Annotated in this window: 11 protein-coding genes; 3 read left to right on the forward strand and 8 right to left on the reverse strand. The window is 71.1% G+C overall.

Annotated elements, in window-relative coordinates:
• Nucleotides 1-6: 6 nt before the first annotated feature.
• Together B0F77_RS38930 and B0F77_RS38935 are read right to left on the reverse strand one after the other, a co-directional pair.
• Nucleotides 7-1,107 (reverse strand): NAD(P)H-dependent amine dehydrogenase family protein, encoded by a 1,101-nt coding sequence (locus tag B0F77_RS38930; protein WP_086668073.1) that lies wholly within the window; start codon nt 1,105-1,107, stop codon nt 7-9.
• A 10-nt stretch (nt 1,108-1,117) separates the two neighbouring features.
• Nucleotides 1,118-1,906 carry an SDR family oxidoreductase gene (locus tag B0F77_RS38935; RefSeq protein WP_086668074.1) on the reverse strand — a complete coding sequence of 263 codons (789 nt, stop codon included), beginning with the start codon at nt 1,904-1,906 and terminating at the stop codon, nt 1,118-1,120.
• 58 nt (nt 1,907-1,964) lie between these two features.
• Between B0F77_RS38935 and B0F77_RS38940 the strand changes: the two genes are divergently transcribed.
• On the forward strand, nt 1,965-2,594 hold the full coding sequence (locus B0F77_RS38940) for a TetR/AcrR family transcriptional regulator (protein ID WP_086668075.1): 630 nt from the start codon (nt 1,965-1,967) through the stop codon (nt 2,592-2,594).
• A 10-nt stretch (nt 2,595-2,604) separates the two neighbouring features.
• Here the strand turns inward: B0F77_RS38940 and B0F77_RS38945 are convergent, their stop codons facing one another.
• Together B0F77_RS38945 and B0F77_RS38950 are read right to left on the reverse strand one after the other, a co-directional pair.
• Nucleotides 2,605-3,693: an RICIN domain-containing protein gene (locus B0F77_RS38945; RefSeq protein ID WP_086668076.1), complete on the reverse strand. Its 1,089-nt coding sequence runs from the start codon at nt 3,691-3,693 to the stop codon at nt 2,605-2,607.
• A gap of 104 nt (nt 3,694-3,797) precedes the next feature.
• Nucleotides 3,798-6,065: an ATP-binding protein gene (locus B0F77_RS38950; protein ID WP_086668077.1), complete on the reverse strand. Its 2,268-nt coding sequence runs from the start codon at nt 6,063-6,065 to the stop codon at nt 3,798-3,800.
• Nucleotides 6,066-6,248: 183 nt separating this feature from the next.
• On the opposite strand from B0F77_RS38950, the gene B0F77_RS48820 reads away from it, so the two are divergent.
• Together B0F77_RS48820 and B0F77_RS48275 are read left to right on the forward strand one after the other, a co-directional pair.
• Nucleotides 6,249-6,422 carry a DUF5999 family protein gene (locus B0F77_RS48820; protein ID WP_086668078.1) on the forward strand — a complete coding sequence of 58 codons (174 nt, stop codon included), beginning with the start codon at nt 6,249-6,251 and terminating at the stop codon, nt 6,420-6,422.
• 206 nt (nt 6,423-6,628) lie between these two features.
• A complete protein-coding gene (locus B0F77_RS48275) occupies nt 6,629-6,787 on the forward strand; it encodes a hypothetical protein (protein ID WP_158102946.1) in 159 nt (52 codons plus the stop codon).
• Nucleotides 6,788-6,798: 11 nt separating this feature from the next.
• On the opposite strand, the gene B0F77_RS38960 is transcribed toward B0F77_RS48275, so the two are convergent.
• Genes B0F77_RS38960 through B0F77_RS38975 form a run of 4 tightly spaced genes read right to left on the reverse strand, consistent with a single transcriptional unit; the run spans nt 6,799 to nt 13,365 of the window.
• Nucleotides 6,799-7,467 carry a TetR/AcrR family transcriptional regulator gene (locus B0F77_RS38960; protein WP_245849233.1) on the reverse strand — a complete coding sequence of 223 codons (669 nt, stop codon included), beginning with the start codon at nt 7,465-7,467 and terminating at the stop codon, nt 6,799-6,801.
• Nucleotides 7,464-9,161 carry an allophanate hydrolase gene (gene atzF / locus B0F77_RS38965; RefSeq protein ID WP_086668080.1) on the reverse strand — a complete coding sequence of 566 codons (1,698 nt, stop codon included), beginning with the start codon at nt 9,159-9,161 and terminating at the stop codon, nt 7,464-7,466. Before atzF ends, B0F77_RS38960 begins: the two co-directional genes overlap by 4 nt.
• Nucleotides 9,158-12,757, reverse strand: a complete 3,600-nt coding sequence (gene uca, locus B0F77_RS38970) for an urea carboxylase (RefSeq protein WP_086668081.1) — start codon at nt 12,755-12,757, stop codon at nt 9,158-9,160. The genes atzF and uca overlap by 4 nt, the downstream gene beginning before the upstream one ends.
• Entirely contained in the window at nt 12,754-13,365 is a 612-nt protein-coding gene (locus B0F77_RS38975; protein WP_211294261.1) for an urea amidolyase associated protein UAAP2, read from the reverse strand. Before B0F77_RS38975 ends, uca begins: the two co-directional genes overlap by 4 nt.
• Between the last annotated feature and the right edge of the window lie 34 nt (nt 13,366-13,399).

Below are 13,399 nucleotides of genomic sequence, written 5' to 3' on the forward strand. Positions count from 1 at the left end.
AACCACTCACGGCCGGGCTGGACCAGCTTCCAGGCGCCCTCCGGCGCGGACCAGGCCGCGTCCCGTGGTCAGGGGCAGGTCGAGCGCGGTGAGCAGGCCGGGCGGGGCCTCGACGACCGCGGGGACGGCGTTCACCAGACGCATCGCGGTGGACGCCACCCCCGCGGTGTTGTGGTCGCCGTCCCCGCCGGTCAGCCGCAGGTCCAGCACGTAGTTGGGTTCGCCAGTGATCTCCACGCGGTAGCAGCCGGTGCCGGCCGGCTGCGGCCAGTCCGGCGCGAGGTCCGGCCGCAGCCTGGTGACGTGTTCGAGCACCAGCACGGGTTCGCCCGCGATCATGCCGCTGACGGTGAACCGCAGTGCCGCCATGGTGCCCGCCTCGATCGTGCGGCCCGCGGCGGTGAACGGTTCGGGCGCCGGGAACCGCTCGTGGTGTTCGGCGACCGAGTCCAGCTCGACGTCCAGGCCGGCGGCCAGTTGGCGGACCACGCTGCCCCAGGCGAGCGTGAGCACGCCGGGTTGCAGCAGCAGCGGGGTGTGGTCGGGCGTCGAGCCGAAGCCCATGATGTCGAACAGCACCAACGGGTTGTCGTAGGTGGAGTAGTCCAGGATCTCCGAGCAGCGGAGGAGGTCGATGCGCTGGCAGGTGCCGGACAGCAGCAGCGGCAACCAGTCGTTGGCCCAGCCGGGGTCGATTCCGTTGACCCACAACGAACTTCCGCCCTCGGCCGCAGCCTGGCGGACGGGCTCGACCAACTCGGGCGGCACGGTGCCGTCCGGATAGGACAGGAACACCGGACCGCTGGCCACCACGTTGATCCCGGCCCGCAGCAACAGGCACAGGTCGTCGATCGCCTCGGTCAGCCGGTGGTCGGCCATCGCCGTGTAGACCACGCAGTCGGGTTTCGCCGCGATCAGCGCGGCGGCGTCCGTGGTGGCGAGGACCCCGACCGAGTCCACGCCGGCCAGTTCCCCCGCGTCGCGGCCGTTCTTGGCCGGGTTGGACACCCACACGCCCGCCAGTTCCAGAGCGGGGTGGTCGATGATGCCGCGCAATGCCCACTTGCCGACGTTGCCGGTGCTCCACTGCACCACGCGATGCGCCACGGGGGTCTCCTCAGAGATCGGGAAGGTTGAAGTCGAGATTGGGCGCGCCGATCCCGCCGTCGACCCGCAGCACCGAGCCCGTGGTGTAGCCGGACGCCCGCGACGCCAGGAACAGCACCGCGGCCGCGACCTCGTCGGGGTGACCCAGCCGGCGCAGCGGGGTCGCCTGTTCCATCGCGGTCCTGATCTTCTCGTCGCGCGCCACGACGTCCAGCGCCGACGTGTGCACCGAGCCCACGTCGATCGCGTTGACCCTGATCCGCGGTGCGAGATCCGTGGCGGCCAGGTGCGTGTAGTGGGTCAGGGCCGCTTTCGCCGTGCCGTACGCCAGGAAGCCGCGCCCGGCGAGCCTGCCCATCACAGAGGCGATGTTGACCACCGCTCCGCCACCGCCGGCGAGCATGTGCGGGACCGCCGCGACGGTCAGCGCGTGCGCGGTGGTGACGTTGAAGTGGAAGGCGTCTTCCAGGAAGTCCGGCGTCGTCGTCAGGAACGTGTTCGGCAGGGTGCCGCCGACGTTGTTCACCACGACGTCAAGACGCCCGAACCGTTCGAAGGCCGTGTGCGCCAACGATGCCACAGCGTCCACATCGGACAGATCCGCCGCGACGACGACGGCCCGCCGCCCCATCGCCTCGATCCGGCCGGCCACCTCGTCCAGCTGCTCCGCGGTGCGCGCACTGATCACCACGTCCGCGCCGGCCTCCGCCAGCGCCATCGCCGACGCCGCACCGATTCCGCGGCCCGCGCCGGTCACCACCGCCACCGCGTCGGGCAGCGCGAACATGTCCGTCACCACGTGGCCAGCGTTAAGCGCTCGTGCTTAAAAGTCAAGAAGTGCGTGTTAACGTAGTGAGGTGGCCAGCGCGGACGCCAGGGAGCGGATCATCGTCGCCGCCGAGCGGTTGATCGCCGAGCGGGGCGTCGACGTGCCGTTGCGCGACATCGCGACGGCCGCGGGGCAACGCAACAACTCCGCGGTGCAGTACCACTTCGGTTCCAGGGACGGGTTGATCGACGCCGTCGCCGAGCACCGCATCGCCGACCTGGAGCACCACCGCCTGGAGCTGCTCACCGAGGCCGAGGCGGCCGGCGCGGCGCAGGACGTCCGCGCTCTGGTCTCGGCGCTGGTCGTACCGATGCTGACCGTCCCCTACGAGCACGGCGCCACCCACTACGCCCGGTTCCTCGAACAGGTCCGCACCCACCCCGCACTGGCCGCGGACACCAACCTCGACCGGGCGGGACGGGCCGCGGTCCGGCTGATCATCATGCGCCTCGACCGCGCGCTGCACGACCTGCCGCCCGCGGTGCGGCGCCGCCGGTTGCGCGTCCTGCCCACCGTGCTCTTCGCCCTGCTCGCCGACCGCGAACGGGCCGTCCGCGCGGGCGACGTGCCGCCGGACGACCCGCACTCGGCCGCGGAGCTGGTGGACCTGGTGATCGGCATGCTCACCGCACCGGTGTCCACCGCCGCGCCGGCCTGACCGTCGTGGGTCAGGGCCTCCACTGCTGGTTGGACTGACCGGAACAGGACCACAGGATCAGCTGCGTGCCGTTGGCGGAACCGTTGGCATTGGCGTCGAGACACAGACCGGACAGCGCGTTGGTGATCGTGCCGACGGTGGTGACGTTCCACTGCTGGTTCGCCCCGCCGGTGCAGTCCCAGATCGCGACGCGGGTGCCGTTGGAGGTGCCCCAGCCGGAGGCTTCCAGGCACTTCGAGCCGTAGACCGTCAGCTGCTTGCCGGAGGTGTAGGTCCAGCTCTGGTTGCTCCCGCCGTGGCAGTCCCACAGCTGGACCTGGGTGCCGTTGGTCGTCGTCGCCCCCGGGACGTCGACGCACCGGCCGGAAGGCACGCCGACGATCTGCCTGCTCGTGGAGTCACCGATGCTGCCCGGCACCGAGCGCAACGCGGCGTACCAGGTCGCGGCCATCTTGTCGTAGCCGGTCGCGGTCGGGTGGACGCCGTCGATCAGGTCGGCCGTGGTGAGCGCGGAGTGCATGTCCACCAGATGCACGCGCTTGCCGGCGTTCACCTTGCTCTGCACCATGCCCGGGATCGTGGCGTTGTACGCGCGGGCGGCGGACTCCTGCCCCTCGTTGGTCAGCGGGATGATCGTCGCGACGAACACCTCGGCGTTGGGCGCGGTCGCGGTGATGCGGTCGACCAGAGCGGACAGCCGTGCGGGCGCGTTGGGCAGATCGCGGTTCTGGAGCACGTCGTTGGTGCCGATGTGCAGCAGCACGGTGCGGGGGTTCGTGGCGCCGAGCCAGGACACGATGTTCGCGTCGATCTGGTCGATGCGCCAGCCGGGATGGCCCTCGTGGTCGTGGTCGCCCAGCGACGAGGGACCGTTGAACTGCGAGCCGACGAGGTCGACGCGGTAGTTCCCGCCACCGAACCGCTGCCACAGCCCGATGCGGTAGCCACCAGGGACCTGCGTGCCCTCGGTGATCGAGTCGCCCAGCGGCATCACCCGAGTTCCACCGTTGGACTCCGCGGTCGCCGGCACAGCGGCGGACAGTGTGGCGGCGAGCAGAGCGGCGGCACAGACGCCGAGTCGTCGTAAGGAGGCCTGCATGATGATCTCCCGTTCCGTTCACCATGTTAAGTGAGCGCTAACATTGGTGAACGATGGGATTGGGAGTCAAGACTTCAGCCATTTGAGATGAGAGCTGTTAACGCTCACAAACTCTGCTGGGACACCCAGGTCGCCACCTGGACCCTGGACCGGACCCCGAGCTTGGCGAGGATGTGCTCGGTGTGGGTCTCCACGGTCCGCACCGAGATCACCAGCCGATCCGCGATCTCCCTGCTGGTGAGGCCTTCGGCGATCAGACCGGCGATCTCGCGCTCCCGCCGGGTCAGCAGGGCCGGCGCCTCCGCGGGCGGGGCGGCCACCGGCTGCTCGTTCAGCGAGAACGCGATGAGCTCGTCGACGCTCATCGCCCGCCCGCGCCCGAACGTCTCCTCGAACCCCTTGTCGCCCAACCGTTCTCGCTCGACCCGCTCGGCTTGTTCGTGATAGGGGTACAGGTGCTGGTAGGTGCTCAGCGGACGGCCCATGATCTCCCAGATCCGGTCCGCCGCACCGAGCAACGTGACCGCCGCCTCGGCGTGTCCCAGCGCGGACTCGACCCACGACAGCGACTCCGTCGACCAGCCGATCCCGGTGAGGTCGCGGATGTCGCGGCGCAGCCGGATGCTCTCGCGGTACAGCCCGGCGGCCCGGTCGTGGTCGCCCTGCGCCATCGCGAACAGCCCCATGGCCCACAGCGCGTACGCGCGGTGGAAGCACTCGCCCGCGGGCTCGGTGAGTCGCAGCCACTCCTCGTGGCAGGCGGTGGCGTTGGCGACGTCGCCGAGGAGTCCCACCGCGCTCGAGTAGCTCAGCATCAGATCGAGGCGGCGCGGCACTTCCACTCCGGGTGGCAGCACCGCGAGGCCCTGCTCGAAGACCGCGATCGCGGCCGGCAGGGCACCGCTGTACAGGTCGACGCTGCCCTCCACCCAGCAGGCGAAGGCGGCGATGGCCGGGTCGGTCAGGATCTCGTCGTCGGCCCTGGCATCGGCGAGGCGCCGCCTGCTCACGTCGAACTGGCCGTCCGCGGCCGACAGGCTGCCGTCGGTGAGCAGAGCCCTGGCACGGGCGGCGGACGGTGGGCTCGGCCGGTCGAGCGCCCGCGCGAGCCACAGGCGTCCCTCCCTGGCCCACCCGCGGCCCCACCAGTAGAAGTGGAACAGCCCGGCCAGCATCCGGAACGCGGCGTCCAGCTCCCCCGGTTCCTTGAGGCAGTAGTCGACGGCCGTCTGGACGTTGGCGTGTTCACGGTCCAGCCGGGAGAACCAGATCGCCTGGCGCGGGCTCACCCAGTCGTCGTTGGCCCGCTCGATCAGCCCGAGGTGGAAGTCGCGGTGACGGCGGAGGAGTTCGGCGTGCTCCCCGGTGTGCTCAAGCCGCTCCACCCCGAACTCGCGGATGGTCTCCAGCATCCGGTAGCGCATCACGTCACCGTGCTGCTCCGCGACCAGGATCGACTTGTCCAGCAACGAGGAGACGGTGGTCAGCACGTCCTCGACGGCGAGCCCGGCGCCGGAGCACACGTCCTCCACGGCGTCGAGCTCGAACCCGCCGGCGAACACCGACAGCCGCGCCCACAGCAGCCGCTCCCGCTCCGTGCACAGACCGTGGCTCCACTCGATGCACGACCGCAGCGTCTGCTGCCGGGCGGGCAGGAGGCGCTGACCGGCGGACAACGCCGGCGGCTGGTCCAGCAGCCGGCCGAGGATGTCCTTCTCCGACAACGCCCGCACCCGTGCCGCCGCCAGTTCGATCGCCAGCGGAAGGCCGTCCAGGCGTTGGCAGATCTCGGCCACCACGTCCCCGTTGGCGGAGTTCACGGTGAACCCGAGGCGCACGGACGCCGCCCGCTCCGCGAACAGCGTCACGGCCTCGGAACCGGCCAGCGGCGGCACGGGCATGACGGCCTCGCCCGCGATGCCCAGCCACTCCCGGCTCGTCGCGAGGATCCGCAGCTCGGGACAGTGCTGCAGCAGCGCGCTGGACAGCTCGGCGACCGCGTCGACCAGGTGCTCGGAGTTGTCCAGCACCAGCAGCAGCCGGCGCGACGAGAGGTAGGAGACGAGCATCTCGACCGACGTCAGACCGGCCTCGCGCATGCCGACCGCCAGCGCCACCGAGTTCGCCACGAGTTCGGCGTCGCGCAGCTCGTCCAGCTCGACCAGCACCACCCCGTCCGGGAACGCCCGGTGCACGGCCCGGCTCACCTCGATGGCGAGCCGCGTCTTGCCCACCCCACCCGGTCCGGTGAGGGTCACCAGGCGTGATGTCGACAGCAGGCGCTTGACCTCGCCCACCTCATGTCGGCGGCCGACGAAACTGCTCAGCTCCAGAGGCAGGCCCGACGTCCCCCTCCGGACGATCGTGCTCATAACGACACAAGGTAGTGCGGTACCCCCACCCGTGCAGGAGCGACACCCGAACCGTGTGGAATCCGTAGCCTTATCCGTACTTCTCCCGATGTGCAGGTACGCCGCGGAGAGCAGGCTTTCTCCACGTGGTCCGGATCACAGGTCGGTGCCGAATCGGCCGCCGGTTCACCGGGAGCGACAGTCATGTGCGAACACGAGCCCCAGTGCCCCGCCGCGGACGACCCGCGCGGCAAGTGGGCCGAGATCGTCATCCCCCACCCCGAGCAGGGCTGGTACCTGCTCTGCAACGGAGTCGTGTTGTTCGACGACGGCGGCCTGATGCTGCCCGACCACCGCGTCGTCGCTCCCGCCGCCTGATCTCGCTCGGGGCGACCTGACCTTCGGTCGCTCTCAGCGTGCCCGGTGGTTCCCCGAAACCGGCTGCCGAACTCCCCCTCCGGACGCCGGTACGCACCGGGCTGGCGGGGTGGACGGTCTGCTCGCCGCAGCGCGCCTCTGCGGTCGGACCGTCCCCCCGCGATCCACCCACGACCTCTGGAAAGACCATCACCCCCGGAAAGACCATGACCATCGACTCGCCACCGCAGCCCTGCCCGCGTTGCCTCCGGCCGACGGTGCTCGTCACGCACCGCCAAGGCCGCGAATGGCAGCACGTGGGCACCTGGCTCGCCCGGTGCGGCAGCGTCGTGACCGCGCCCGCCGATCACCCGTCCGGTCACTGACCGGACCGCCATCAGCAGCCGGCGCGCAGAGCCGAGTAGCCGTCACGGGCGGCGGCGACCGCCGGTTCGTCGGCGCCGCACACCCGCAGGCACGCCTCGGCGATGGCATGGCAGTCGGACGCGTCCGGTACGCGGGTCCGCCTCTGCTGGATGACCACTTCGACGAGCTGGATCAGCATCTCCCCGCGGCGCGCCCCCGCGGCCGTCGTGGGGGCGTCGCCGGCGACCTGGGCGCCGAGGCGGGCGTAGGTCTCCTGGAGTTCGACCCGGTCCTCGCGGAACAGGTCATATCGCTCCAGCTGCACCTCGGGCAGCAGGTACAGCATGCCGATGTTGTGCGGTGCCGTCGCGAGCGTGTGCGCGTCGGCCATGGCCAGGGCGTAGAGCGCCGCCTCCGGAGTGGGTTCCGGGGCGGCGTTCTCCAGTGCGCGGGCGGTCTCCAGGCTCGGCCGCACCGAGGTGCGGAGCAGTTCCAGGAGGATCTCGTCCTTGCCGGCGAAGTGGTAGTAGAGCGAGGCCTGCCTGATCCCGACCCGGTCGGCGATGGCGCGGGTGGAGGCCGCGGCGAACCCCTGCTCGACGAACAGCGCGGCGGCCGCTTCGAGGATCTGTTCCCGTGGCGACAGGCCGCCGCCGTCGTCGGGCGCGTGGCGCGGACGGCCGGGGCGGGGGCGGGTCACCGCGTCATTGTCTCCTTCGTCCGGTTGGCCGCGAGGTAGGCCCGCCATCCCCCGAACGAGGTGATGTCCTCTGCGCCTTCGAGGGCCCACGGTTCGGCGAGGAAGCCCGAGACTGCGGCACCGTCGGAGAGCTCGACGGTGCCGATGACCATGGGTGCCGGCACGGCGGCCACGAACGTGCCGAAACCCGCCGCCGGAAGCCGCCAGACCTCGCCCTCGACGCGAGCGCCGTCCGAGGGCACCCGCAGCAGGCCGGGTTTGGGCGGGGTCGTGGCCAGTGCGCGCAACCGGTACGCCGCGGCGGTCGTGGCCGGTCGGACCAGGCTGCCGCCCGCCTGCACCAGCTGCGAGTTCAGCGGCTGGCCGCTGAGGTGCGCGCCGACGACGAAGAGGTCGATCGAGGGCGCGAGCAGGCGGCGGGCGAGGTCGGCCAGGGCGCGGTCGCTGAACGCGGGACCGGTGAACATCACGCCGAACGGCAGCCCGCCGGCGAACCCGGCCGGCACCGCGAGCGAGGCGAGGTCGAGCAGGTTGGCGAAGTTGGTGAAGCGGCCCAACCGGCTGTTGACGCCGACCGGGTCGGCGGCCACCTCGTCGAGGGTGGGATGGCAGGTGGTGGTCGGCGTCAGCAGCGCGTCGCAGCCGTCGAGCAGGGCACGCCCCTGCGCACCGAGGCTGGCGAGCGTGGCGGTGTCGGCGGCCCACTGCGCGGCCGTCGGCGCCGCTCCGGCGAGGATGATCGCGGCCACGGTGGGGTCGAGGCCGGTGCCGATCTGGTCGCGGTGGGCCTCGATGTGGGCGCCGACGGCGGCGTAGCGTTCGGCGACGAAAGCGCCGCCGTACAACATCTTCGAGGCCTCCAGCAGCGGGGCGATGTCGACCTCGACGATCTCCACCCCGGTGGCGGCCAGGCTCGCCGTGGCCGCGGCGAAGGCCTCGCGCCAGCCGGGTGCCATGTCCTTGAGGTGCTCGTCCGTGGGGACGGCGACGCGCGGCCGTGATGGGAGAACCACGTCCGCGCGGGCTTCGCGGGACAACGGATCCGCGGCGTCGGGTCCGGACATGAGCTCGGCAACCAGCCGTGCCAGCGCGAGGTCACGGGCGAAAACCGTGACGCAGTCCAGGGAGTAGCACGCGGGCACGACACCGGTGACCGGGACGAGCCCCTTCGTCGGTTTCACCCCGACGACACCGTTGAGCGCGGCGGGGACACGTCCGGACCCCGCGGTGTCGGTGCCCAGTGCGGCGTCGACGATGCCCAGCGCGACGGCGACGGCGGAGCCCGCGGACGAACCGCCGGAGATCCTGGCGGGGTCCCAGGCGTTGCGGACCGCGCCGTACGGGCTCCTGGTGCCCACCAGACCGGTCGCGAACTGGTCGAGGTTGGTCTTGCCGATCACGATGGCGCCCGCGGCCCGCAGCCGCGCGACCGCCGTGGCGTCCGCGTCCGGCCGGTAGAGGTACGTCGGCGCGGCCGCGGTGGTCGGCAACCCGGCCACGTCGATGTTGTCCTTGACCGCGATCACCCGGCCCGCCAGCGGGAGGTCCTCGCCCGCGGCCAGCCGTTCGGCGACGACCTCGGCCTCGGACAGCGCGTCCTCGCGGAAGCGCAGCGTCACCCAGATCTCCCGGCGACCGGCCGCCTCGATCCGGTCGTAGGCCGCGTTGACGGCAGCTATGGGGTCCGGCGTCATGGCTGCACCGCCGCGAGGATCTGACCAGGGTCGACCTGGTCGCCGGGACTCACGTAGAGCTCGACCAGTCTGCCCGTGACGGGTGCGGTCACGTCGGCCTCCATCTTCATCGCCTCGACCGAGAGGACGGCGTCCCCTTCGATCACCGGGGAACCAGGTTGCAGCGCGAGCCGCCAGACGGTCGCGGTGAACGGCGCGGTCACGGCGACCGCGCCGGCGGGCAGTGTCACGTCGGGTGCCGTGATCACTTCCGGTTCGTCGTGCCGATCGAACTCCCCGGCGAGCCGCCAGCGCGCCTTCTCCTCTTCGAAGGCCGCTGTCTGACGTGCGCGGAAGGCCGCGATGTCGTCGGCGTTGTCGTCGAGGAAACGGAGATGGTCGGCGATCGAGAACGTGCCGTCGACCGTCTCGAAGTCACCACGCCCGGCGTCGGTCTCGGCCCGCAGTTCGAGCAGCTCCTCCGCGTCGACCGGGTACCACTCGATCCGGTCGAAGAAGCGCAACGCCCACGGATGCTCGGTGAACATCCCGCCGCGGCGGTAGCGGTTCCACACCTGCACGGTGCGGCCGACGAACTGGTACCCGCCAGGCCCTTCCATGCCGTAGACGCAGAGATAGGCGCCGCCGATGCCCACCGAGTTCTCCGCCGTCCACGTCCGGGCGGGGTTGTACTTCGTCGTGACGAGCCGGTGCCTGGGGTCGAGCGGGGTCGCCACCGGTGCGCCGAGGTAGACGTCACCGAGGCCCAGCACCAGGTAGGACGCGTCGAACACGGTCCGGTAGACGTCGTCCACCGACGCCAGACCGTTGATGCGGCGGATGAACTCGATGTTCCACGGTGTCCACGGCGCGTCCGAACGCACTCCCGCCATGTACCGCTCGATCGCCAGCCTGGTCGCGGGGTCGTCCCAGCTGAGCGGCAACCGCACCGTGCGGGACGGCACCACGAGGTCTTGCGTGGCAGGCACTTCGCCTTCGAGTTCTTGGAGCAGCCGCGCGACATCGGAGGCTTTCAGCCGAGCGGGATCGGTGTGGACCTGCAACGAGCGGATTCCCGGTGTGACGTCGAGGATGCCGTCCGGGGCATGTGCCGCAAGGGTTTCCTGGAGCGCGTGCACCCGCATGCGCAGGGCGAGGTCGAGGGTCATGGGCCCGTACTCGACGAGCACGTTGCTGTCGCCGTCACGGCGATAGGTGACGGACGGGCGGTCCTCGGTCTCCTCCAGGCGGCCCAGAACGCCGTCGTCCTCGTCGCCACCCGACGTGACGACGTGCGGGACGGCGCGCCGGTCGGCCGCGGCGTCGGCCTCCCGCACCCGCACGAAGCGCACGGAGTCGCCGGGCCGCAACTGCCCGAGCTTCCACAGATCACCGCTGGCGACCACGGCCGGACAGACGAACCCGCCCAGGGACGGGCCGTCGGGACCCAGGATGACGGGTGTGTCGCCGGTGAAGTCGATGGCACCGATGGCATACGGCGTGTCGTGGATGTTCGACGGATGTAGTCCGGCCTCACCACCGTCGGGACGGGCCCACTCAGGTTTCGGGCCGATCAGCCGGATGCCGGTGCGCGCGGAGTTGTGGTGCACCTTGAAGTCGTTGGCGTAGAACGAGTCCAGATCGGTGCGGGTGAAGAACTCCGGTGCCCCGTGCGGTCCTTCGGTAACGGCGATCTGCCAGCCATCGGTGATCACGGGACGGCGGCGTGCCGGGGTCGGCCCGCCGATCGTGGTCAGTCCCGGGTTCTCCGCCGCGTCCGGTGAGCCCAGCCGCAGCACGTCGCCCGCCAGCAGCGCGCGACCGCCGTGGCCGCCGAACCCGCCCAGGGTGAACGTCGCGGTGCTGCCCAGATAGGCGGGCACGTCGAACCCGCCCCGGACCGCGAGATAGGTGCGCAACCCCGGTCCGGTGGCGGTGCCGATCCGCAGGGTGCCGCCGGCGGGGACGTCGACCGGTTCCCACTGCGGCACCGACTCACCGTCCACATCGGACTCGACGGGTGCGCCGGTGAGGCAGACGACCGACGGGACCGAGAACCGCAGCACCGGCCCGGCCGCGGTGATCTCCAGCCCCGGCGCGGTGGCGGGGTTGCCGACGGCGAGGTTCGCCTCGGTCAGCGAGACCGGGTCGAACGGACCGCTCGGCGGGACACCGACCTGCCAGTACCCGACCCGGCCCGGCAGGTCCTGCACCGTCGTCATCGTCCCCGGCACGAGCACGTCGACGCGGGGATCGGGATCGGCGGTGACGTCGAGACTGGAGGTCGAGTGCACCGCGGCCCGCACGTCGTCGGAACGGGTGAGTGCGCGCAACAGCCCCAGGTTCGTGACGATGCCGTCGACACGGGAGCCGTCGAGCGCCTCGCCGAGGAGGTCGAGCGCGGCGTCCCGGTTGGGACCGGCGGCGATCACCTTGGCCAGCATGGGGTCGTAGTGCGGCGAGACCTCCAGCCCGGTCTCGATCCAGCCGTCGACCCGGACCCCGTCGAGATCCTCGGGGAACACCGCCCGCGTCACCAGACCCGACGACGGCAGCGACTCCTTCGCGGGATCCTCGGCGTAGACACGGGCTTCGAAGGCGTGCCCGTCGGGGACCCACGGCGAGTCGAAGACATGATCGGGCAGGCCGTCCGCACCATCGCGGGCCAGGCGCAGCATCAGCTCGACCAGGTCGACGCCGAAGACCATCTCCGTCACGGGGTGCTCGACCTGCAGCCGCGTGTTGACCTCCAGGAACGAGGCCTCCTGGCGGACCGGGTCGTAGATGAACTCGACGGTGCCGGCGCTGCGGTACCGCACCGACGCGGCCAGTTCCCGCGCCGAGGTGTGCAGCAGCTCGCGAACGTGACCGGGCAGCGCCGGAGCGGGCGCCTCCTCGACGACCTTCTGGTTGCGGCGCTGCACCGAACAGTCCCGGTCACCGATCACCGCGACCCGGCCGAGTCCGTCGCCGAAGAGCTGCACCTCCACGTGCCGGGCGGGGCGCACCAGCCGTTCGAGGAACACCCCCGCGGCGCCGAAGTTCTGCCGTGCCAGCGACTCCACGCGTCCGAACGCCTCGCGCACCTCGTCGGTGGTGGCACAGGCCTGCATGCCGATGCCTCCGCCTCCGCCGGTCGCCTTGACCATCACCGGCAGCCCGATCCGTTCGGCCGCGGCGACGGCCTCGTCGGCCGACGACAGCAGACCGGTGCCCGCGAGCATCGGCACGCCCGCCCGGCGCGCGATCTCCCGTGCGGTGTGCTTCTCCCCGAACGCGGCGATCTGCTCGGACGCCGGGCCGACGAACCGCAGGCCCGCCGTTTCGACGGCACGGGCGAACGCGACGTTCTCGGACAGGAATCCGTAGCCGGGGTGGATCAGCCCGGCGCCGCTGTCGAGGGCCGCCTCGACGATCGCGTCGGCGCGCAGGTAGGAATCGCGGGCGGGAGCGGGACCGAGCCGGACGGCGGCGCAGGCCTCCCGGACGTGCGGGGCGGCGCGGTCGGCGTCGGAGTACACCGCGATCGTCTTCATGCCCAGGGCGTGCGCACCGCGGATGATCCGGCGCGCGATCTCACCCCGGTTGGCGACCAGGACGACGTCGAAGGACGTCATGGCCTCACCACGATCATGCGCAGCGGCGTCGGGTTGAAGTCGTTGCAGGGGTTGTTCATCTGGGGACAGTTCGAGACCAGCACGAGGACGTCCACGTCGGCCCGCACCGCGACCCGCTTGCCGGGCGCGGACATCCCGTCGACGATGCCGAGCGCGCCGTCCGCCTCGACCGGGACGTTCATGAACCAGTTGAGGTTGGACACCAGATCACGCAGGCCGAGCCCGTGTTTCGCGCCCTCGGACAGGAAGTTCTCCCGGCATCCGTGGTGGAACATCACGTGGTGGCCGTACCGCAGCGTGTTGGATTCCTTGGAGCACGCGCCGCCGATGGTGTCCTGCCGGTCGATCTCGTTGCCGACCACGGTCATCAGCGGGTTGCCCAGGTTGCTGCGCAGCACCGTGCCCGTGCGGACATAGGCGTTTCCCTGCCAGGCCAACGTGTCCGGCACGCTGTAGCGCTCTTCGGTGTCGGTGGCGTTGTAGATCAGGCAGTCGCCGGACTGATTGCCGCCAACGTCCACAATGGTCAGAATGTCGCCGGTCCGCACCACGGCCGACCAGGAGGCGTTGGGGGCGACCCGTTCGTCGAGCACGACCTCGCCCGGCACCAGCGGTTCCGACCAGTCGAGAGACACTGAGCTG

The organism is Lentzea kentuckyensis (assembly GCF_002150765.1).
Classification (GTDB): Bacteria; Actinomycetota; Actinomycetes; order Mycobacteriales; family Pseudonocardiaceae; genus Lentzea; species Lentzea kentuckyensis.